This is a genomic window from Achromobacter deleyi, assembly GCF_016127315.1.
Taxonomy (GTDB): Bacteria; Pseudomonadota; Gammaproteobacteria; order Burkholderiales; family Burkholderiaceae_B; genus Achromobacter; species Achromobacter insuavis_A.
Window position 1 is genome coordinate 3,962,958 of the sequence record NZ_CP065997.1, and the last position, 19,237, is coordinate 3,982,194.

Consider the following 19,237-nt stretch of genomic DNA (forward strand, 5'->3'; position numbering starts at 1 on the left):
ATGGCGCAGCCGACCCCCGACGCGAGCCACGATCCGGCCTTCGCCGCCATCCTGGACCGCTACTTCGCCATCACGCGGGTGCCGTATGACGAGTTCACCCGCGCCTTCCTGCGCCGTTGCCAGTCGTTCTCGGTGAAGGCCAACGGCGGCGTCTACAAGTACTACCGGCGCGGCGCCGGCCCGACGGTGGTGCTGGCGCATGGCATCCACAGCCACCTGGGCAGCATGGTGCCGCTCGCCGAGCAGTTGCTGGACCTGGGCTACGAGGTGGTGCTGTTCGACATGCCGGCGCATGGCGAGGCCGCGGGCAGCGGCACCGACCCGGTGCAGGTGCGCGACTTCATCCGCAAGGTCTGCGCGCGCCTGGGCGAGGTCCACGCGGTGGTGAGCCATTCGCTGGGCGGGCTGTGGGCGTTGTCGGCCATGCACCAGGGCTTTCGCGCCGATGCCTTCGTCTCGATCTCGACGCCGTCCACCACGCGCTTCCTGGTCGAGAAGTTCGTCCAGCTCAACCAGCTGGACGGCGAGGTCGAGGCCCGGCTGTGCGCCGAGCTGGAGCGCCGCTACGGCGCCACGTTGTGGACCGACTACGCGCCCCGCCACATCGCCGGCGCGCTGGAGGTGCCCGGCCTGGTGATCCACGGCGCCAACGACGACTTCGTGCCGCCGGCGCACGCGCAGGAACTGTATGACGCGTGGCCCGGGGCCACGCTGGAGATCGTCGATGGCGCGGGCCACTTCGAGATCCTGGGCCTGAGCGCCGTGGGCAGGCGGGTCGGGGCCTATCTGCAGGAGGCGCCGGTGGCCGCCGCGGCATGACCGGCCCGTCCCGGCGCCGGCGGGGCCGGGGCGTTTCTTCCATAAAACGCTTTTGACAGGACTTGGGATCTCAGATGAAACACGCGACGCAAGTAGAAACCCTGCGGAAAATGTTCAAGCTGCGCGAAGTGGACCGCGACGAGGACATGCTGGGCCGGGTGGTGCAAGTGCCGGCCAGCGTCTATATGGACAATGGCGTGCTGGAGCGCGAACTGGACACGGCCTTTCGCGACTATCCGCTGGTGGTGGGCGCTTCGAGCCAGGTGCGCGAGCCGGGCTCGTACCTGCTCAGTCCCTGGGACCGGCTGCCCTTCGTGGTGGTGCGCGACAAGGGCGGCGCGCTGCGCGCCTTCCTGAACGTCTGCCGCCATCGCGGCGCGCGCCTGGTTTCGGGCAATGAAAAGGAACTGAAGTTCTTCACCTGTCCCTTCCATGGCTGGGTCTACGGCCTGGACGGCGAATTGAAGGGCGTGACCAAGCCCTACAACTTCCCCGAGCTGGACTGCGGCAAGCACAAGCTGGTGGAACTGACGGTGACCGAGCGCTCGGGGCTGGTCTGGCTGCATCCCACGCCGGGCGCCAGCATCGACCTGGACGCCAGCCTGGGCGCCGACATGAGCGACGAGATCGCCGGCTTCAAGCTCGACGAACTTTCCCTGCACAGCCGCAAGGTCAGCACGTTGAACGCCAACTGGAAGCTGCTGCTCAAGACCTACCTGGAGCGCTACCACGTGCCCATCCTGCACAAGAACACCATCGGCCCGGTGTTCGAGAAAGGGGTGATCGCGCACGTCGAGCACGGCCTGCACATCCGCATCGCCGCGGCCAAGACCAACCTGATGGACGCGGCGGCCGCCGATCCGCAATCGTGGCGCATCCTGGACTACGCATCGGTGTTCTACACGCTCTTCCCCAATACGTTCCTGATCAACCACGCCAACATCGTGTCGCTCAATTCCTTCTATCCGATTGCGCCCGACAAGACCATCTGGACCCACGACATGCTGTATCGCGAGGCCGATTACGCGGGCGAGGAAGGGCAGGCGACGCTGGCGCAGCGTTTCGGCAACATCGACGCGGTGTTCCATCGCGAGGACTTCGGCATCGTCGAAGGCGTGCAGGCCGGCCTGCGCTGCGGCGCCAATCCGCAGCACACGCTGGGGCTGGAGGAGGGGTTGCTGGGCATGTTCCAGCACAACATCGACCGCGTGACCGCCTGACGGAGTGCCCGACATGACCGGCATCGATTGGGTCTTTCTCTTCGGCACCGCGGCCATCCTCCTGACGCCGGGGCCCACCAACACCCTGCTGGCCGCGGCGGGGCTGGCGCAGGGCTTGCGGAGGGCCGCGCCGCTGGTGGGATTCGAGCTGGCCGGCTACCTGGTCGGCATCACGGCCTGGGGCCTGTTCCTGGCGTCGGCGCAGACGGCCTATCCCTGGATCGGCATCGTGGTGCGCGTGGCCAGCAGCGTCTACCTGGCTTATGTCGCGGTCAGGATCTGGTGCGCGGCGGGCGAGGACGTGACCACCCGCAGGGAGCCCATCGGCCCCTATGCCTTGTTCATCGCCACCTTGCTCAATCCCAAGGGCCTGGTGTTCGCCTCGACCCTGTTCCCGGCGCATGCCTTCGAGCACGCGCCCGGGTACCTGGCGGCGATGGCGCAATTCGTCTGCCTGCTGGTGCCGATCGCGTTCATCTGGATCAAGTTCGGCGCCGCGCTCGCCGGACAGCGCATCGGCTTCATCAACCCGGAAAGATTGCAGCGCACCGCCGCGCTGGTAATCGGGGTATTCTCTGTATCGATTGTTGGGTCCGCCGTTCGCTTGTCTCTGCTACCAGGATAAAACGACGTATGACGACTGAAAACAAGCTCTCCGCCGTTGCCGCCGCCGACTCGGGCGCCGCGCGCAAGCCTCGCAAGAAACCCTTCATTGCCAGCGTCATCGGCGCCGTGTTCGGCTTTGCCGGCACCGTGGCGCCCGGCGCCACCGCCAAGGTGGTGCAGAAGCTGCTGTTCACGCCGGCGCGGCTCAAGCCCTCGGAACCCGGACGCACCGCGCTGGCCCAGGCGCGCGCCGAACCGCATGAGATCGACGGCCAGACGGTCTATTACTACGTCTGGGGCGACAGCGGCCCGCGCGTGCTGCTGGTGCACGGCTGGGGCGGCGACGCCGCGCAGATGACGGCCTATGTCGAACCGCTGCGCCAGCGCGGCTACCAGGTCGTGGCGATCGACATGCCGGCGCATGGCCGTTCGACCGGCAAGCAGGCGTCGGTGCGCCATTTCGAGCCCTGCGTGGCCCACGCCGCGCAGGCCTGCGGGCCGTTCCACGGCGTGATCGCGCATTCGCTGGGCGCGGCCGCCGTCACCTTCGCCCTGTCGCGCGGCTTCAGCGTCGAGCGCGCGGTGTTCCTGGGCCCGGTCAGCCGCTACGACAGCGTCTGGGAATACTCGCGGCGCATGATGAACCTGCCGCCCAAGGTCATGCCGCTGGTGCTCAAGCGCGCCCAGGACTGGCTCGGCATCACCTTCCCCGAGATGGAGCCGGCCCGGCTGGCGCCGTCCATGAAGACGCCGCTGCTGATCGTCCACGACCGCGGCGATCGCGAAAGCCCCTTCGACGATGCGACCGTGCTGGCGCAGGCCTGGCCGGGCGCCGAACTGGTGGCCACCGAGAAGATGGGGCACACCCGCGCGCTGCGCGATCCTGCCCTGGTGGCGCAGGTGGCGGCCTTCGTCGCGCAATAGCCGGCCGCGCGGCGGGGCGTCCGCGCCGCGCCGGGGCCGGTGCTAGGCGCCTTGTCGTGTGAGCCGACCCTAGGCCAGCGCCATGCTCAGCAGCACCAGCGCCAGCAACGCGACATAGACCCGCGCGTGCAGCCGGTCGGGAATGCGCGGGATCAGCGGCGCCGCCAGCCGGATCCCCGCCAGCGAGCCCAACGCCAGCGCCGCGAAGGCCAGCAGATCGACATAGCCGATGATCCACGGCGCCAGCGGGGCAGGCAGCGCGCGCGCCGCCGCCATGTAGGCCAGCGTGCCGACAATCGCCACCGGCAGCGTCAGCGGATTGGCCATGGCCGCGGCCTTGGCCATCGGCAGGCCGCGGCGGCGCAGCAGCGGCACCGTCATCACGCTGCCGCCCACGCCGAGAAACGTGGCGATGACGCCGATCACCACGCCGCCGCCGACCGTCACGCCCTGGCCCAGCGGCCGCGCCGCGCGCGCTTCGTGCTGCGCCATGAAGCCCTGGCGCAGCAGGCAGTCGAGAATGGTCACGGCCAGGTAGGCGATGAAGGCATAGCGCACCACGTCGCCGCTGGCGCGGGTGGCGGCCCAGGCGCCCAGCAGCGCGCCCGCGCCGATGAAGGCGGCCAGCGGCCAGACGTAGGCCCTCACGATGTTGCCGGCGCGCTGGTGCTTGCGGGTCGCGGCCACCGAGTTGACGATCATCACGCAGGTCGAGGTCGCCACCGCGATGTGCATCGCCGCCTGGCCGATGGCGTCCTGCGCGCCGTGGGTGGCGGTCAGCACGCCGTACAGCACCGGCACCACCACGAAGCCGCCGCCAAAACCGAACAGCACCGTGGTCACGCCGCTCAACGCGCCGAACAGCGCCAATGTCACGTACAGCATTGCATGTGTCCTTTCCGGGGAAAACGCCACGATAGGGCGGCCGGCGGTGGCTTGCTTTCGAGGATTGGACAATAATGTTTGCAATTCGGCCAATCCCCGCCATGCGCAACAGCCACATCGACCTGCACGACCGCCTCGACCGCGCGGTGGTCGCCATCGGCAACGACTATCCGCCCGGCCACCTGCTGCCGGCGCACACGCACCGCCGCGCCCAGCTGCTGTACGGCGCCACCGGCGTCATGCACGTGGTCACCCGCGACGGCAACTGGGTGGTGCCGCCGCAGCGCGCCGTGTGGATCCCGGCCGGCGTGGCGCACCAGGTGCGCATGCAGGACGTCAGCACCCGCAGCGCCTATATCGAACCGGGCGCGGCCCGCGCCGGCAGCGCCGCCTGCGAGGTGGTCGAGGTGTCGCCGCTGCTGCGCCAGCTGCTGCTGGCGGCGGTCGACATGCCGGCCGACTACGACCCGGCCGGCCGCGACGGCGCGCTGGCGGCGCTGCTGCTGCACGAGGTGACGCGCGCGCCGGTGCTGCCGCTGCACATTCCGCTGCCGCGCGACAAGCGCCTGGCGCCGCTGTGCCGCGCCTTCATCGCCGCGCCCGACGTGCGCCAGTCGCCCGAGGCCTGGGCCGGGCGCCTGCACATGAGTCCGCGCACCTTCAGCCGCCATTTCCGCCAGCAGACCGGCATGGCGTTCTCGGCCTGGCGCCAGCGCGCCTGCGTGGTGCTGGCGCTGGCGCGGCTGGCGGCCGGCACGCCGGTGACGGCGATCGCGCTGGACTTCGGCTACCAGAGCCCGGCGGCGTTCTCGACCATGTTCAAGCGCGTGCTGGGCAGTCCGCCCACCAGTTATCTGCACCCGGCCGGTTAAGCGCCGCTGGTGGGCGTCAGCGCCGCAGCTTCATCGATACATCCGTATGCGTGCCGCGATCCAGGTCCGCGCCGCGGGCTTGCTCCCAGGCCGGCAGCGTGAGCAATTCGTTGCCCGTCTCGCCCGACTCGATGCGCCGCGCGATATCGTCGAGCAGCTGGGTACGCGTGGCGAATCCGCGTCCTTGCAGGCCGCGGGCGAATAGCCGGTACGTCAGATTGGGTTCGGCTCCCTTCATCACGCCGAGGTCGAGGATGCGGCCGTGTTCATCGCGCAGCAGCAGGTGGCCGGGACGGGCGTAGATGCGGTAGATGCGCCACGGCGAGGACACCGAGGCGTGGGCGCGCGGCGCGTCGGAGGGGGCGGGGCCGCCGGCCGGTGGCGGCGCGGGCGGCAGCAATTTCACGCAGGCGTTGGCGAAGCGGGCAATGGACCTTCGGATGGCGCTCACGCCGGGTGCGCGCCGCGTGGGCGCGCCGAAGGGACGATGGAAATCGCGTGCGGCGGGGCGTGCGCCGCGCGTTGGCAAAGAACATGGCGCATGGCCGTCTTCCTCCTGGATGGCGATACGGCGAGGTGACGCGCGTTCAAGCACCATCTTTGCAGGATACGCGCTTTATTAGCCGCCGCGTGGATTTGTGCGAGCGTCAATTGGAAACACCCGTTGACTTTCGTTGAACGCACACCCATAGTGAATCGGCAGCTTTTCGAGCATCGTGATCAACGTCCGGTATCGCGCCCCCGTGGGTGCCTCATTGTTCGCCATCCTTTCCTTGACTGGCTTGCTTCCCGGGCAGTGCCCGCCACGCAAGGAGTGAAAATATGGAAACCGGCATTGTGAAGTGGTTCAACGACGCCAAGGGCTTTGGGTTCATCATGCCCGAGAATGGCGGCAAGGACCTGTTCGCGCATTTCTCCGAAATCGTCGGTGACGGCCACAAGGCCCTGGTCGAAAACCAGCGCGTCAGCTATGTCACGGCGCAAGGCGCCAAAGGCCCGCACGCGACGCAGATTCGCGCAATGTGACCCGCGGGCCCGCGTGGCCCCGGGTCCACACAGGAGGATGCATGTTTCCCAACAACATGGTCTACAAGGGATACCGGCTGACTGCCAGCGTGTCCCGCATTGCGGTGGCGGGCAGCCACCGCCCCGCGTTCACCGCGACCGTGGCGGTCGATCTGGCCGGTGATGGCTACCCGTTGCACGATCCACAGTTGGTGCCGCTGTTCGCCTCGGGTGGTTTCGTGTCCTCACCGGTCATGGCGGTGGATGCCGCCATCCACCACGGGCGTGAACTGGTCGACGGCTACGTGAGGCCTGGCGCCCAGGTTCTCGCTCGCTAGAATGCCTCGGCGGGGCGCGCCTCAGGCGACGCCCGCGCCATACCAGAGCACGGCGAAGAAATGGCAGGCCGTGCCGGCCAGCACGAACAGGTGCCAGACGAAGTGGCCGTAGCGCCAGCGGTTGTCGAACACGAAGAACACCACGCCGCCGGTATAGGCCAGTCCGCCGGCCAGCAGCCACCACAGGCCGCCGGTCGGCACCCGCTCCAGCATCGGCTTGACGGCGATGACCACCAGCCAGCCCATCGCCAGGTACAGCCCGGTGGACAGGGCGGGCCGGTCGAGCCGCTTGCTGGCCTTCAGGCCCACGCCCAGCAGCGCCATGCCCCACACCAGGCCGAACAGCGTCCAGCCCCACGGGCCGCGCAGCGCGCCCAGCGCGAAGGGCGTGTAGGTGCCGGCGATCAGCAGGTAGATGGCCGAGTGGTCGAGCACGTTGAAGAGGCGCTTGGCGCGGTTGTCGGGCAGCGCGTGGTAGATGGCCGAGGCCAGGTACAGCAGGCACATGCTGGCGGCGAAGATCGCCGCGCCCGCGATGAAGGCGGCGTCGCCCTGGCGCACGGCCGCGACGATCAGGATCGGGGCGGCGGCCAGCGCGCCGGCCGCGCCCAGACCGTGACTGATGGTGTTGGCGATTTCCTCGCCCAGGGTCTGGCGGCGGTCGTTTGGGAACATGGTTTGCTGGAGGGGGTTAATTAGTCTTAGGGTTTCCACCATAAGGGTTTTGGGCCGCCCGCTCAAGCCGCATCGGAGCACGGGGCGGCGCGCCTTGATTTTCGGCAAACCGGGCGGGCATGGGGGCATTCGAAAAGCTGCGATGGCAAGTTACTGTGTGATACATTTCACTCGCTCAATCAGCCACCCGCAGAGGCGGCGCCACGCGTTATCGAAGGGCTGCGCATCCGGCGAGCCCGCACCAGACTCTTCAAGGGGAGGCGCTTCTATGATTCCGGCAATCGGCCTGATGGTTGGGGCATACATCGTCACGCGCATGACCGCGACGTTGACCCGGCCCGGCACCAGCAAAGTCGTCAAAGTGCTTTCCATCATCACGATCGCGGTGGCGTTGGTGTCCTGTCTGGAATTGCTGACGAGCGGCGCGGCGATCCAGTCCGGGCGGTTCTGAGCCGGGCCGGTCCCGGAGCATGATCAATGGCGCGCAGTCTTACCCATCTGTTTTTCACCGCCGCGAAGAAGCTGAGCCGCATGCAGCGCGCGGCCTTGCGCATCGCGGCGCCCAAGCGGGTGCGGCAGCGCGCCGCGCCGGCGCGGCCGGCCGCCACGACCCGCCCGGCCGCGCACAGCGCCACCGGCGTCGCGGCCCCGAGCCTGGGCAGCGGCCGCTGGGAAGCCTCGCGCCAATTCTCCGACGCCCATGGCCGCGGGCTGTCCTTCGCCCGCTACACGCCGTTGGCCGCGCCGCGCCAGGGCATGCCGCTGGTGGTGATGCTGCACGGCTGTCGCCAGACCGCGCTGGCGTTCGCGCGCGGTTCGCGCATGAACCAGTGGGCCGACGCCGGCGGATTCATGGTGCTGTATCCGCAGCAATCGATGACGCGGCAGGTGCAGCGCTGCTGGCGCTGGTTCCAGCCCGACGCGCAGCACGGCGGCGCCGAGGCCGACCTGATCGCCGCCCTGATCCAGGCCGAGGTGGCGCGCCACGGGCTGGACCCGGAACGCGTCTACATCGCGGGCCTGTCGGCCGGCGCCAGCATGGCCGCGCTGGTGGCGCTGCGCCATCCCACCCTGATCGCCGCGCTGGCGATGCATTCCGGGCCGGTGCTGGGCGACGCCCACAACGCCGCGGCCGGCCTGAACACGATGCGCCGCGGCTCGGTCAAGCCGTTGCTGCCGCTGTTGCAGGGCGTGGCGGATCCGGCCGCGTTCGCGCTCGGCATGCCGGCCATGATCCTGCAGGGGCAGATGGATCCGGCGGTGGCGCCGCGCAATGCCAGGCAATTGTTCGAGCAGTTCCGCGCCCTGAACGGGCTGGCGGCGGACGAGCCGACGGTCGAGCGGGTGCTGGGCCTGGGCACCGAGAAGGCCTATCGCCGCGTCGATCTGCTGCGGGGCCGCAAGATCGTGCTGCGGCTGTGCGAGATCACCCGCGTCGAGCACGGCTGGAGCGGTGGCGATGCCTCGGTGCGCTATCACGCGCGCAGCGGCCCCGACGCCTCGGCGCTGATCTGGCGGTTCTTCCAGGGCCAGCGGCGCGTGGCCGCATAGGGCCGCATAGGGCGGCGCGGCCTCCCGGCGGGCGCGGGGATGGCCGGACGCGGACCGGCGCGTTATTGTTCAGAAAACGGAAACAGAGATGTCGTCCCAGGCGCCGGCCGGCCATCGCGACGCGGCGCTAACATCGCGCCACGCCCGCAGACTTGGCGCCGTTCCCGGCGACCGGCCGGGCAAGCCTATTTGGAACTCATCATCATGTCCCTGTCCATGTACCAGGCCTCGGTGCCTGTCTTCATCCGCGGTTTGAGCGTGCTGGCCACGCTGCTGGAAAAGGGCGCCGCCCACGCGGCCGCCAACGGCATCGATCCGGCCGAGCTGGTCAACGCCCGCCTGGCCCCCGACATGTATCCGCTGTCGGGCCAGGTGCAACGCGCCAGCGATGCCTCCAAGTTCGCCACGCAGCGGCTGTCGCAGGTCGAGTCGCCCAAGTTTCCCGATGAGGAAACCACTTTCGAGCAATTGCAGAAACGTGTCGCCGACACCATCGCCTATCTGCGTTCGGTGCCGGCCGAGGCGCTTGAAGGCGCCGAGGGCCGCAAGGTCACGCTCAGCTTTGGCGAGTTCAAGCCCGAGTTCCAAGGCGACGCCTACCTGCTGACGTTCGCGCTGCCGAACTTCTATTTCCACGTCACCACCGCCTACGACATCCTGCGCCACGCCGGCGTGCCGATCGGCAAGCTGGACTTCCTGGGGCCGTACACGGCCTGACGCGGCGTCCGGGCGGCCCGGACGCCCGCGCCCGTCCGGACGAGCGTCGGACGGGCGCTTGCAGCGGCGTTTCAGCCCTGCTTCCTGGACGGGTCGCCGCAGCCTTCCATCTCGCCCATCTGGGCCATGTTGCGCTGGATCTCCTCGGGCGTCAGGTCTTCCTTGTGGGTGGCGATCGACCAGCGATGGCCGAACGGATCCACCACCTGGCCGTAGCGGTCGCCCCAGAACATGTCCGCCGCCGGCATGGTGACCTGCGCGCCCGCCGCCACCGCCTGCTTGATCGCGGCATCCACATCCTGCACGTACAGGTGCAGCGTCACCGGCGAGCCCTTGAGCGCCTTGGGCCCCAGGCTGCCCCATTCGGGGAAGTCATCCATCAGCATCACCACCGAATCGCCGATGCGGATCGCGGCGTGCATCACCTTGCCGCCGGGAGCCGGCAGGCGCGTCAGTTCCTCGGCGTTGAACGCCTTGCGGTAGAAGGCAATCGCATCCGAGGCGCCTTCGCACACGATGTGCGGGGTCAGGGTGTGCATGCCGTCGGGAATCGCTTTCTTTGCGGGGGTGGCCATGATGTGTCTCCGAAAACCGGGAAGAGGGTTGGGGTACGTGGGGACGGGTCGCGGGGGCGCCTGCGCGTTCCGGTCCGTCCTGTTCCTACGACGAACGGACGGCGCCGGGATCGACAGGCCGCCGCGCCTTTTTTTTCAACCGCGGGCCGACTTGGCCACCAGGGTGCTGAAGCCGCCCCAGCACATGCGCTTGAAATCGAACACGCCCTCGCAGGACATGCCCGTCAGGCGCGGGTCGGCCATGACCTTGGCGTTGATGCGGTCGCGTTCGGCCTTGCTGGCGAACGCGATCCACGAAAACACCACCGTCTCGCCCTCGCGCGCGCTGGCGGCGGCGCTGAACGAGCCGAAGCCCTCGCCGTCGATGTCGTCCGCCACGCACTCGCGGAATTCCAGCGCGCCGTATTCCAGCCAGATCGAGCCGGCCAGCTCGGCCATCTTGCGATAGGCCTCGATGTTGGCCTTGGGCACGCTCAGCAGGTAACCATCTATGTACTGTTCCATCAGATGCTCCTTGACTCCGTGTTGTTGTACGCGCCGCCCGCAAGCCCGCATCGTCGCGGCGGCCGCGCCGGCAGCGATGCCGGTAGATGTCACTGTATCGGGATCGGCGGCGCTTTCAGATAGGCGATTGCGACATTCTTGAGGGTGGATTGCGACAGGTCTGTCGGCGTATGCTTGGCGGCATGAAAAACATCGCTTTCCTGCTGCCGTCCGGCGCCAATATCGCGTCGCTGGAAACGGCCCGGCACGGTTTCCTGGTGGCCAACGAATACCTGGCCGCGCAGGGGCGCGCGCCGCGGTTCCAGGTGCGCACGTTGGCCGCCACGCGCCAGGTCAGCCTGGACGACGGCCGCATCACGGTGCAGGCCGACCTGGTGCTGGACGAGGCCCGCGATATCGACATCTGCATCGCGCCGCCGTTGCTGGGGGCGGTGTCCGACGTGGTGCTGTCCAACCGCGAACTGGTCGAATGGATCGCCCGCCACTACCGCGGCGGCGGCGAAGTGGCCAGCCTGTGCCTGGGCGCGGCGCTGCTGGCCGCCGGCGGCCTGCTCGACGGCCAGCAGGCGGTGGTGCACTGGGCGGCGCGCAACCTGTACGCCAGCCTGTTCCCGGCGGTGGATTGGAGCATCGACCGCGTGGTCCATTCCGGCAACGGCATCTACACCAGCGGCGGCGCCTTCTCGGCCGCGCACCTGGTGCTGCACCTGATCGAGAAATACACCGACCGCGACACCGCCATCTGGTGCGCCAAGTACTTCCAGCTCGACTGGAGCCGCCAGAGCCAGCTGCCGTTCTCGGTGTTCATGGGGCAGAAGGCGCACGCCGACCAGGTGGTGCGCGCGGTGCAGGATTTCATCGAGAGCCGCTACACCGAGAAAATCACCGTCGAGGACCTGGCCGACCGCCATGCGCTCGGCCGCCGCACGCTCGAACGGCGCTTTCGCCAGGCCACCGGCAACAGCATCGTCGAGTACGTGCAGCGCGTGCGCGTCGAGGCCGCCAAGCGGCGCCTGGAAAGCTCGCGCAAGAGCGTGTCGGAAGTGATGTACGAGGTCGGCTACAACGACACCAAGGCCTTTCGCGACATCTTCAACAAGTACTGCGGCATGTCGCCCGTGGGTTACCGCGAGCGCTACCAGTAGCCGGGCCGCCCGCGGCGGCCGTCAGCCCGCGCGCCGGCGGCGGAACGCCAGCCACGCCACGAATCCCGTGAAGGCCGCGACCAGCACGCAGATGATCCAGAAGCCGTGGTGGTCGTCCGACAGCGGGATGCCGCCCACGTTCATGCCGAACAGGCCCGCCATGATGTTGATCGGCAGCGCCAGCACCGTCACCAGCGTCAGGGTGAACAGGGTGCGGTTGTTCTGTTCATCGAGCCGCGCCGTCATTTCTTCCTGCAGCAGCTTGATGCGTTCGACCAGGCCGGCCATGTCGCCCAGCACCACCGAGAATTCCTCGGTGGATTCGCGCAGTTCCTGCACGTCGCGCGGTCGCAGCCAGGCGGGTGGCCGCGCCAGCAGGCGGAACACCGAGCCTGGCTCCGGCGCCAGCGTGCGCTGCAGCCGCACCAGCACGCGGCGGGTGGCGGCCAGGTCCAGGCGCCCCGGGCCGCCGCGCGCGGCCAGGAAATGATCCTCGATGCCGTCGACATCGACGCTGGCCTTGCGCACGATCTCCATCATCAGGTCGGCCTGGTCGCGCATCAGGTGCGCCAGCAGTTCGGCCGGCGACCCGAACGGTTCGCCGCGCCGCACGTGTTCGCGCAGGCGGTCGAGCGAGCGCAGCGGCTTGCGGCGCAGGGTCACCAGCAGCTTGCGGTGCGCGCAGACCCACAGGGTCGAGACCTGCGCCGGGGTGCGGTCGAAATCGAAGATGACGTCGTTGAAGACCGCCACCAGCGCGCCTTCCTGCTGCTCGATGCGGGTTGAGTGGGCCTCGCCGCCCAGCATTGCGATGAAGGTGTCGGGCAGGTCCAGGTGGGCCTGCAGCCAGCGCACGCAGCCGGCCTGCGACAGGTTCAGGTGCAGCCAGAGAAAGGCGCCGTCCTCGGGCGCGTCGCCATCCTGCGCGATGCGCGCCAGCAGGTCGGCGACCGCGGGCGAGGCGATTTCCGTGGCGGGGCCGCCGCCCTTGAACCGGAACGCGCAGATCAGGCCGGAGATGTCGGATTGGTAGTCGGCCGCTGCCGCTGGGGTCGTCATGATGCGCGATGGTGACGCGGCAATGTGACAGTCCCGCGACAACGGGCCGCCGGCCCGCCATCCCCGCTCTGCCGGGGGACCGCGCCACGGGGAAACCCGATATAAAACTTTGCACAGCCTCCATGATCCAGCGTTATGCATGGGCCTCGCGGGCTTGCCGGGCGGATCGGGAATTCGCCGTTGAATCAATGTGTTAGCCGTAGCGGGCGGTGGCCGCCCGAGGCCCGGCGCGGCCGCTTCCGGCCGTTTCCCAATTGCCCGGGCGCATGCATGATGGTGCCTCCTGTCGGGCCCGCCACGGCGCGCCTGTCCATGCATTGGGACTTTTCTTGATGACGGATTTCGATCTGACCTTGCACAACGGCCGTATCGTCACGGCCGACGCCGATTTCGTCGGCGACATCGGCATCGTGGACGGCGCCATCGCCGCGATCGCGGCGACGCTGCCGGCGGGCCGCCGCGCCATCGACGCGGCCGGCCGGCTGGTCATGCCGGGCGGCATCGACAGCCACTGCCACGTGGAACAGCTGTCCAGCATGGGCGTGCTGTGCGCCGACGACTGGCACACCGCCTCGATCTCGGCGGCCCACGGCGGCAACACCACCATCGTGCCGTTCGCGGCGCAGCATCGCGGCCAGTCGCTGCGCCAGGTCGCCGACGCCTACGCCGCCTCGGCCGCCGAGAAATCGGTGATCGACTACAGCTACCACCTGATCATCTCGGACCCCACGCCCGACACGCTCAACCGCGACCTGCCCGAGCTGATCCGCGCCGGCATCACCTCGTTCAAGGTCTTCATGACCTACGACAAGCTCAAGCTGGACGACCGCCAGCTGCTGGACGTGTTCGCCATCGCCGCGCGCGAGGGCGCGTTGCCGATGGTGCATGCCGAGAACAACGACGTCATCAGCTGGATCGCGCGCCACCTGCTGGCGGCCGGCCACACCGCGCCCAAGTACCACGCCGTCAGCCACGATCCGATCGCGGAAAACGAGGCTACCCAGCGCGCCATCAGCCTGGCCGCGGTGCTGGAAGTGCCGGTGCTGATCGTGCACGTTTCAACCCAGGGCGGCGCGCAGGCGATCCACGCCGCGCAGACGCTGGGCGCGCCGGTGTACGGCGAGACCTGCCCGCACTACCTGCTGCTGACCGCCGATGACATCGACATCCCGGGCGTCGAGGGCGCCAAGTTCTGCTGCAGCCCGCCGCCGCGCGACCCGGTGTCGCAGCAGGCGCTGTGGCAAAGCCTGGACAGCGGCACGCTGGCGCTGCTGTCGTCCGACCACGCGCCGTATCGCTACGACGAATCCGGCAAGCTGCCGGCCGGCGACGCCACCACCTTCAAGCAGATCGCCAACGGCCTGCCGGGCCTGGAAGTGCGCATGCCGCTGCTGTTTTCCGAAGGCGTGCGCAGCGGCCGCCTGACGCTGCAGCAGTTCGTGGCGCTGACCTCGACCAACCACGCCCGCATGTACGGCCTGTACCCGAAGAAGGGCACGCTGGCGGTGGGCGCGGACGCCGACATCGCGATCTGGGATCCGGAAAAGACCGTGACCCTGCGCGCCGCCGACCTGCACGACGCGGTCGGCTACACCCCCTATGAAGGCCGCCAGGTCACCGGCTGGCCCACCACGGTGATCAGCCGCGGCGAGGTGATCGTGGACGACGGCGTGCTGCGCGCCGAACGCGGCCGCGGCCAGTTCATCGCCCGCGGCCTGCCCGCCCCGCTGCAGAAGGCGCGCGAGATCAGCCCGCGCGCCGCCTTGCTGCGCAAGATTTTCCCGGCCGTGATCGAGTCCTGAGCGACACGGCCCTCAACGCATAGCGATAGAACCCCCGGAGACTGACATCGTGAGCAACGCAACCCATGCGCGCAAAATGGACCTCGCGGTCGCCCAGATGGGCGCCGTCAACCTGGCCGACACCCGCGCGGTGGTGGTCCGCCGCCTCGTCGAGATGATGCGCGAAGCCGCGGCCCGCAAGGCGGAGTTCGTGGTCTTTCCCGAACTGGCGCTGACCACCTTCTTCCCGCGCTACTGGATGGAAGACGCCGAGGCGGTCGATCGCTTCTTTGAAAAGAGCATGCCCAACGCCGACGTGCAGCCGCTGTTCGACACCGCGCGCGAGCTCGGCATCGGCTTCTACCTGGGCTACGCCGAGCTGACCCCGGAAGGGCGCCAGTTCAACACCGCCATCCTGGTGGACCGCCAGGCCAGGATCATCGGCAAGTACCGCAAGATCCACCTGCCCGGCCATTCCGACCACAAACCCGAGGCGCCGTTCCAGCACCTGGAGAAGAAGTTCTTCGAAGTCGGCGACCTGGGTTTCGGCGTGTGGGAAACCAACGACGTCAAGATCGGCATGTGCCTGTGCAACGACCGCCGCTGGCCCGAGACCTACCGCGTGATGTCGCTGCAAAGCGCCGAGCTGATCGTGCTGGGCTACAACACGCCGTCGCTGAACATCCACTGGAACGAGCCGGCGCACCTGCGCACCACCACGCACGAGATCGTGCTGCAGGCCAGCGCCTACCAGAACGCGGTGTGGGTCGCCGCCGCCGCCAAGTGCGGCCACGAGGACGGCCACCACATGATCGGCAGCTCGATGATCGTGGCCCCGTCGGGCGAGATCGTGGCCCGCTCCAGCGGCGAGGAAGACGAAGTCATCACCGCCCGCATCGACCTGGGCATGGGCCAGACCTTCCGCGACCACGTCTTCAACTTCGCCAAGCACCGCAGCCCGCAGCACTACAAGCTGATCATCGAGCGCACCGGCGCCGGCGAACCGCTGCCCGTGGCGGAAATCGACTAAGCCCGCTTGAGGATTGCCTGCGTCATCGCGGGCAATTCCTTTTTGACGATCTGGGAAAACTGCGTCAGGAAGGCCTTGGCGATGGACGGGGGCGGCTCGATCCGGGAATGAGACACGTACACGAACAGCGGAATCGCCGGCTCGATGCGGCGCACCACCAGCCCGTGCATCAGCGCGTCCGTCAGGCCATACGAGTCCACCAGCGCCACGCCGACGCCCTGGCGCACGAACGAGCACGCCGTCTGCGACGAGCGCACCTCGATCGCCGGGGCCAGGATGTCGTGGCCCTGCGGGTCGAGATGCGCGCAAAGCGTCTCGCCCAGCGGCGTGTCGCGGCTGTAGCCCACCAGCATCTCGCCGGCCAGCATGCCCGGCTGGATCACGCTTTCGCGCGCCAGGCGGTGGCCCGCCGGCAGCACGCAGACGATTTCGCCCTGCGCCAGCTCGGTGGTGATCAGGTTGGGATGTTCCGGCTTGAAGATGGAGATGGCGATGTCGGCGTAGCCCAGCAGCAGCTGCGGCAGCAGCGCGTCCATGCCCAGCGGCCGGTAGCGGATGCGCACGCCGGGGTTGCGGGCGCAGAACTTCGCCGTCGCCGCCGGGATCAACCACTCGCCGAAGCTGGGGCTGGACACCACGCTGACCAGGCCGCCGCCATGGCCGGCCAGGCCCGCGGCCATGTCGTTCAGGCGGTTGACGCCGGCCTGGATCGATTCCACTTCCTGGAACAGCTTGCGCGCTTCCTTGGTCGGATGCAGGCGGCCCTTGAAACGCTCGAACAGCGCATAGCCCAGGCGCAGTTCGATCGACGCCAGCACCCGGCTGATGGCGGGCTGGGTCACGTGCAGCAGCCGCCCGGCCGCGCTCAACGAGCCCGTGATCATGATGGCGTGGAATACCTCGATCTGGCGCAGATTCAACGGCGCGGAAGACCGGACCTTTCCGGGTAATTCAGACATGCTGCGTGATTTCCTCTTGACCTGGGCGAGGCTCGGATGCTTCCCGGCCCGCCTCTACTGCAAGGATTCTACTCAATCGTGCCCAACGCCCGCATTCTCCTCGTAAACCCGAATTCCCTGGACAAAGTGACCGAGGCCATCGGCCGCGCCGTCCAGCCGTTCGGCCATCTGCCGCTGGATTTCCGCTGCCTGACGTCCACCGGCGGGCCGGCCGGCATCCAGAACCAGGCCGAGGCCGACGCCAGCATCGCGCCCATGGCCGAGCTGGTGCGGCGCGAGGCGGCCGCCGCCGACGCCGTCATCGTGGCCTGCTTCAGCGATCCGGGGCTGCACGGCCTGCGCGACCTGGCGCCGGTGCCCGTGCTGGGTATCGGCGAGTGTTCGGTGCTGACGGCCATGAGCATCGGCGCCCGCGTCGGCGTCATCGCCATCGCCGGCGCCGCCATCCCGCGCCACCTGCGCTACTTCCGCGCGATGGGCGTGGCCGACCGCATCTGCGGCGAACTGGCGCTGGACCTGCGCGTCAGCGACCTGGCCGACGCCGAACTGGCGTTCCAGCGCATGGCGGCGGTGGGCAGGACCCTGCGCGACGCCCATGGCGCCGACGTGCTCATCATGGGGTGCGCCGGCATGGCGGACCTGCGCGCGCGGCTGGAAGAGGCCTGCGGCCTGCCCGTGGTAGAGCCGACCCAGGCCGCCGTGGCCATGGCGGTCGGGCGGATCTTCGGCCGCGCCTGAACGGCCCCGGGGGCGGCAGGGCATCGGCCATGCCGGCGCCATGGCGCCCGCATGGCCGATTTGGCGTTATGCCGCCTGCTGCACGTAGTGGCCGGCGGCCACCTGCACCAGTTGCGTCACGACCGGGTCGTCGCCCACCTTGCGGATCGGGCTGGGAATGTCGCGCGCCGCGCGCACGCTGCGCTGGTGGCGGCGGGCGGGGTCCGGCACCGGCACCGCCGACAGCAGGCGCTGCGTGTAGGCATGGCGCGGCCGGTGCAGCACTTCCTGGGTGGGGCCGATCTCGACGATCTGGCCCATGTACATCACCGCTACGCGATGGCTGACCTTTTCCACCACCGCGATGTCGTGCGAGATGAACAGGTACGACAGGCCCATCTCGGCCTGCAGTTCCTTCATCAGCTCGATGACGCGCGCCTGCACCGACACGTCCAGCGCCGACACCGGTTCGTCGGCCACGATGATCTTGGGATTGACGCTCAGCGCGCGGGCGATGCACAGGCGCTGGCGCTGGCCGCCCGAGAACTGGTGCGCGTAGCGGTCCAGGAACTCGCGCGGCAGGCTGACCCGTTCCAGCAACTGGGCGGCGCGCTCGCGGCGCTGCTCGCGGGTGTGGCCGCCATGCACCTTGAGCGGTTCGCTGACCAGGTCCCAGGCGTGCAGGCGCGGGTTGAGCGACGCATAGGGATCCTGGAAGATCATCTGGATGTGGCGCCGCATCGCCCGCATCTGCTCGGGCGTCATGTGGGTGACGTCCTGGCCGGCCAGGCGGATCGAGCCTGCGCTCGGCTGCACCAGCTTCATCAGCAGGCGTCCGGTGGTCGACTTGCCCGAGCCGGACTCGCCCACCAGGGCCAGCGTCTCGCCGGCGCGCAGGTCGAACGATACGCCCTCGACCGCGTGCACGTTGGCCACCACCTTGCCGAACGCGCCGGCCTTGACCGGGAAGCGCTTGGCCAGGCCCGACACTTCCAGCACGGGCGGGCGGTCTTGCACCACGGCTTCGTCGGGGGAGCCGTCGCCCAGCCGCGGCACCGCGGCCAGCAGGTCGCGGGTGTAGGGTTGCGCGGGCGCCTCGAACAGCGTCGCGGTGGCGCTTTCCTCGATCTTGTCGCCGTGCCGCATCACCACCACGCGGTCGGCGATCTCGGCCACCACGCCCATGTCGTGCGTGATGAACAGCACGGCCATGCCGACCTCGCGCTGCAGGTCGCGGATCAGGTCGATGATCTCGGCCTGCACCGTGACGTCGAGCGCGGTGGTCGGTTCGTCGGCGATCAGCAGCTGCGGCCGGCAGGCCAGCGCCATCGCGATCATCACGCGCTGGCGCATGCCGCCGGACAGGTCGCCCGGATACTGCGTCATGCGGCGTTCGGGTTCGGACATCTTCACCGCCACCAGCATTTCCTGCGCGCGCCGCCAGGCCTCCTGGCGCGGGATGTCCTGGTGCAGCAGATAGACTTCGGCCAGCTGGTCGCCCACCGTCATCACCGGGTTGAGCGAGGTCATCGGTTCCTGGAAGATCATCGAGATCTCGTTGCCGCGGATGCGCCGCAGGGCCGATTCCTCCAGCCCGAACAGGTCCACCTCGCGGCCGTCGCGCGGCACGAAGCGGGCGCTGCCGCCGGCGATGCGGCCGCCGGCGCGCTCGATCAGGCGCAGGATCGACAGCGCCGTCACCGATTTGCCGGAGCCGGACTCGCCCACCAGCGCCACCGTTTCGCCGCGGCCGATGGTGAAGTCCAGCGACTTCACCGCCCGATACGGCTGGGCGCGGGCGCCGAACTCGACGCTCAGGCCCTGCACCGCCAGTAAGGTCTCGGTCATGGAAAGT

General features: G+C 68.9%; 22 protein-coding genes. 14 read left to right on the forward strand and 8 right to left on the reverse strand.

What is annotated here, in order from left to right:
- The 4 genes from I6I07_RS17980 (at window position 1) to I6I07_RS17995 (ending at window position 3,569) form a co-directional block, all read left to right on the forward strand.
- A complete protein-coding gene (locus I6I07_RS17980; RefSeq protein ID WP_232625632.1) occupies window positions 1-819 on the forward strand; it encodes an alpha/beta fold hydrolase in 819 nt (272 codons plus the stop codon).
- 74 nt (window positions 820-893) lie between these two features.
- Window positions 894-2,039, forward strand: a complete 1,146-nt coding sequence (locus tag I6I07_RS17985; RefSeq protein ID WP_198483117.1) for an aromatic ring-hydroxylating oxygenase subunit alpha — start codon at window positions 894-896, stop codon at window positions 2,037-2,039.
- Between the two features lie 13 nt (window positions 2,040-2,052).
- Complete coding sequence (locus I6I07_RS17990) at window positions 2,053-2,664, forward strand: LysE family translocator (RefSeq protein WP_198483118.1); 612 nt, start codon at window positions 2,053-2,055, stop codon at window positions 2,662-2,664.
- 8 nt (window positions 2,665-2,672) lie between these two features.
- Entirely contained in the window at window positions 2,673-3,569 is an 897-nt protein-coding gene (locus I6I07_RS17995) for an alpha/beta fold hydrolase (protein WP_198483119.1), read from the forward strand.
- Between the two features lie 69 nt (window positions 3,570-3,638).
- Here I6I07_RS17995 and I6I07_RS18000 read toward each other — a convergent pair whose 3' ends face one another.
- A complete protein-coding gene (locus tag I6I07_RS18000) occupies window positions 3,639-4,454 on the reverse strand; it encodes a sulfite exporter TauE/SafE family protein (RefSeq protein WP_198483120.1) in 816 nt (271 codons plus the stop codon).
- A 101-nt stretch (window positions 4,455-4,555) separates the two neighbouring features.
- Here I6I07_RS18000 and I6I07_RS18005 point away from each other — a divergent pair, with 101 nt between their 5' ends.
- Window positions 4,556-5,326, forward strand: a complete 771-nt coding sequence (locus I6I07_RS18005; RefSeq protein ID WP_198483121.1) for an AraC family transcriptional regulator — start codon at window positions 4,556-4,558, stop codon at window positions 5,324-5,326.
- Between the two features lie 16 nt (window positions 5,327-5,342).
- Here the strand turns inward: I6I07_RS18005 and I6I07_RS18010 are convergent, their stop codons facing one another.
- Window positions 5,343-5,777 (reverse strand): hypothetical protein, encoded by a 435-nt coding sequence (locus I6I07_RS18010; protein WP_198483122.1) that lies wholly within the window; start codon window positions 5,775-5,777, stop codon window positions 5,343-5,345.
- Window positions 5,778-6,148: 371 nt separating this feature from the next.
- Between I6I07_RS18010 and I6I07_RS18015 the strand changes: the two genes are divergently transcribed.
- Entirely contained in the window at window positions 6,149-6,352 is a 204-nt protein-coding gene (locus tag I6I07_RS18015; RefSeq protein ID WP_006385404.1) for a cold-shock protein, read from the forward strand.
- Window positions 6,353-6,393: 41 nt separating this feature from the next.
- On the forward strand, window positions 6,394-6,669 hold the full coding sequence (locus tag I6I07_RS18020; protein ID WP_006396218.1) for a hypothetical protein: 276 nt from the start codon (window positions 6,394-6,396) through the stop codon (window positions 6,667-6,669).
- 21 nt (window positions 6,670-6,690) lie between these two features.
- Here the strand turns inward: I6I07_RS18020 and trhA are convergent, their stop codons facing one another.
- A complete protein-coding gene (trhA, locus tag I6I07_RS18025; protein ID WP_198483123.1) occupies window positions 6,691-7,344 on the reverse strand; it encodes a PAQR family membrane homeostasis protein TrhA in 654 nt (217 codons plus the stop codon).
- A gap of 268 nt (window positions 7,345-7,612) precedes the next feature.
- Here trhA and I6I07_RS18030 point away from each other — a divergent pair, with 268 nt between their 5' ends.
- From I6I07_RS18030 to I6I07_RS18040, 3 genes are all read left to right on the forward strand, one after another.
- Window positions 7,613-7,795: a hypothetical protein gene (locus tag I6I07_RS18030; protein WP_006396220.1), complete on the forward strand. Its 183-nt coding sequence runs from the start codon at window positions 7,613-7,615 to the stop codon at window positions 7,793-7,795.
- Between the two features lie 26 nt (window positions 7,796-7,821).
- A complete protein-coding gene (locus tag I6I07_RS18035) occupies window positions 7,822-8,895 on the forward strand; it encodes an alpha/beta hydrolase family esterase (RefSeq protein WP_198483124.1) in 1,074 nt (357 codons plus the stop codon).
- Between the two features lie 204 nt (window positions 8,896-9,099).
- On the forward strand, window positions 9,100-9,612 hold the full coding sequence (locus I6I07_RS18040; protein ID WP_198483125.1) for a DUF1993 domain-containing protein: 513 nt from the start codon (window positions 9,100-9,102) through the stop codon (window positions 9,610-9,612).
- A gap of 71 nt (window positions 9,613-9,683) precedes the next feature.
- Here I6I07_RS18040 and I6I07_RS18045 read toward each other — a convergent pair whose 3' ends face one another.
- A complete protein-coding gene (locus tag I6I07_RS18045) occupies window positions 9,684-10,187 on the reverse strand; it encodes a VOC family protein (RefSeq protein WP_116522291.1) in 504 nt (167 codons plus the stop codon).
- Window positions 10,188-10,322: 135 nt separating this feature from the next.
- Window positions 10,323-10,691, reverse strand: coding sequence for a DUF1428 domain-containing protein (locus I6I07_RS18050; RefSeq protein ID WP_061074042.1), 369 nt, complete (start codon window positions 10,689-10,691; stop codon window positions 10,323-10,325).
- A gap of 170 nt (window positions 10,692-10,861) precedes the next feature.
- Here I6I07_RS18050 and I6I07_RS18055 point away from each other — a divergent pair, with 170 nt between their 5' ends.
- Window positions 10,862-11,836: a GlxA family transcriptional regulator gene (locus I6I07_RS18055; protein ID WP_198483126.1), complete on the forward strand. Its 975-nt coding sequence runs from the start codon at window positions 10,862-10,864 to the stop codon at window positions 11,834-11,836.
- A gap of 21 nt (window positions 11,837-11,857) precedes the next feature.
- Here I6I07_RS18055 and I6I07_RS18060 read toward each other — a convergent pair whose 3' ends face one another.
- A complete protein-coding gene (locus tag I6I07_RS18060; protein WP_006396206.1) occupies window positions 11,858-12,895 on the reverse strand; it encodes a transporter in 1,038 nt (345 codons plus the stop codon).
- A 332-nt stretch (window positions 12,896-13,227) separates the two neighbouring features.
- Between I6I07_RS18060 and hydA the strand changes: the two genes are divergently transcribed.
- Both hydA and I6I07_RS18070 read left to right on the forward strand, forming a co-directional pair.
- Window positions 13,228-14,697, forward strand: coding sequence for a dihydropyrimidinase (gene hydA, locus I6I07_RS18065; protein WP_198483127.1), 1,470 nt, complete (start codon window positions 13,228-13,230; stop codon window positions 14,695-14,697).
- A 76-nt stretch (window positions 14,698-14,773) separates the two neighbouring features.
- The gene (locus tag I6I07_RS18070) at window positions 14,774-15,706 is read left to right on the forward strand and encodes an N-carbamoyl-D-amino-acid hydrolase (protein ID WP_006396204.1); all 933 of its coding nucleotides are present in this window, start codon (window positions 14,774-14,776) and stop codon (window positions 15,704-15,706) included.
- Here the strand turns inward: I6I07_RS18070 and I6I07_RS18075 are convergent.
- Window positions 15,703-16,665, reverse strand: a complete 963-nt coding sequence (locus tag I6I07_RS18075) for a LysR family transcriptional regulator (protein ID WP_198483128.1) — start codon at window positions 16,663-16,665, stop codon at window positions 15,703-15,705. The two genes, I6I07_RS18070 and I6I07_RS18075, sit on opposite strands and share 4 nt — an antisense overlap.
- 78 nt (window positions 16,666-16,743) lie before the next feature.
- On the opposite strand from I6I07_RS18075, the gene I6I07_RS18080 reads away from it, so the two are divergent.
- On the forward strand, window positions 16,744-17,403 hold the full coding sequence (locus tag I6I07_RS18080; RefSeq protein ID WP_232625633.1) for an aspartate/glutamate racemase family protein: 660 nt from the start codon (window positions 16,744-16,746) through the stop codon (window positions 17,401-17,403).
- 66 nt (window positions 17,404-17,469) lie between these two features.
- Here I6I07_RS18080 and I6I07_RS18085 read toward each other — a convergent pair whose 3' ends face one another.
- On the reverse strand, window positions 17,470-19,230 hold the full coding sequence (locus I6I07_RS18085) for an ABC transporter ATP-binding protein (RefSeq protein WP_198483130.1): 1,761 nt from the start codon (window positions 19,228-19,230) through the stop codon (window positions 17,470-17,472).
- Between the last annotated feature and the right edge of the window lie 7 nt (window positions 19,231-19,237).

Excerpts from the sequence above, each read along its gene's own strand:
- I6I07_RS18030 (WP_006396220.1), top strand. The coding sequence starts at position 7,613 with ATGATTCCGGCAATCGGCCTGATGGTTGGGGCATACATCGTCACGCGC.
- I6I07_RS17990 (WP_198483118.1), top strand. The coding sequence starts at position 2,053 with ATGACCGGCATCGATTGGGTCTTTCTCTTCGGCACCGCGGCCATCCTC.
- hydA (WP_198483127.1), top strand. The coding sequence starts at position 13,228 with ATGACGGATTTCGATCTGACCTTGCACAACGGCCGTATCGTCACGGCC.
- I6I07_RS18070 (WP_006396204.1), top strand. The coding sequence starts at position 14,774 with ATGGACCTCGCGGTCGCCCAGATGGGCGCCGTCAACCTGGCCGACACC.
- I6I07_RS17980 (WP_232625632.1), top strand. The coding sequence starts at position 1 with ATGGCGCAGCCGACCCCCGACGCGAGCCACGATCCGGCCTTCGCCGCC.
- I6I07_RS17985 (WP_198483117.1), top strand. The coding sequence starts at position 894 with ATGAAACACGCGACGCAAGTAGAAACCCTGCGGAAAATGTTCAAGCTG.
- I6I07_RS18000 (WP_198483120.1), bottom strand. The coding sequence starts at position 4,454 with ATGCTGTACGTGACATTGGCGCTGTTCGGCGCGTTGAGCGGCGTGACC.
- I6I07_RS18075 (WP_198483128.1), bottom strand. The coding sequence starts at position 16,665 with ATGTCTGAATTACCCGGAAAGGTCCGGTCTTCCGCGCCGTTGAATCTG.
- I6I07_RS18055 (WP_198483126.1), top strand. The coding sequence starts at position 10,862 with ATGCTTGGCGGCATGAAAAACATCGCTTTCCTGCTGCCGTCCGGCGCC.
- I6I07_RS18085 (WP_198483130.1), bottom strand. The coding sequence starts at position 19,230 with ATGACCGAGACCTTACTGGCGGTGCAGGGCCTGAGCGTCGAGTTCGGC.
- I6I07_RS18060 (WP_006396206.1), bottom strand. The coding sequence starts at position 12,895 with ATGACGACCCCAGCGGCAGCGGCCGACTACCAATCCGACATCTCCGGC.
- I6I07_RS18035 (WP_198483124.1), top strand. The coding sequence starts at position 7,822 with ATGGCGCGCAGTCTTACCCATCTGTTTTTCACCGCCGCGAAGAAGCTG.
- I6I07_RS18005 (WP_198483121.1), top strand. The coding sequence starts at position 4,556 with ATGCGCAACAGCCACATCGACCTGCACGACCGCCTCGACCGCGCGGTG.
- I6I07_RS17995 (WP_198483119.1), top strand. The coding sequence starts at position 2,673 with ATGACGACTGAAAACAAGCTCTCCGCCGTTGCCGCCGCCGACTCGGGC.
- I6I07_RS18050 (WP_061074042.1), bottom strand. The coding sequence starts at position 10,691 with ATGGAACAGTACATAGATGGTTACCTGCTGAGCGTGCCCAAGGCCAAC.
- I6I07_RS18045 (WP_116522291.1), bottom strand. The coding sequence starts at position 10,187 with ATGGCCACCCCCGCAAAGAAAGCGATTCCCGACGGCATGCACACCCTG.
- I6I07_RS18020 (WP_006396218.1), top strand. The coding sequence starts at position 6,394 with ATGTTTCCCAACAACATGGTCTACAAGGGATACCGGCTGACTGCCAGC.
- I6I07_RS18040 (WP_198483125.1), top strand. The coding sequence starts at position 9,100 with ATGTCCCTGTCCATGTACCAGGCCTCGGTGCCTGTCTTCATCCGCGGT.
- I6I07_RS18015 (WP_006385404.1), top strand. The coding sequence starts at position 6,149 with ATGGAAACCGGCATTGTGAAGTGGTTCAACGACGCCAAGGGCTTTGGG.
- trhA (WP_198483123.1), bottom strand. The coding sequence starts at position 7,344 with ATGTTCCCAAACGACCGCCGCCAGACCCTGGGCGAGGAAATCGCCAAC.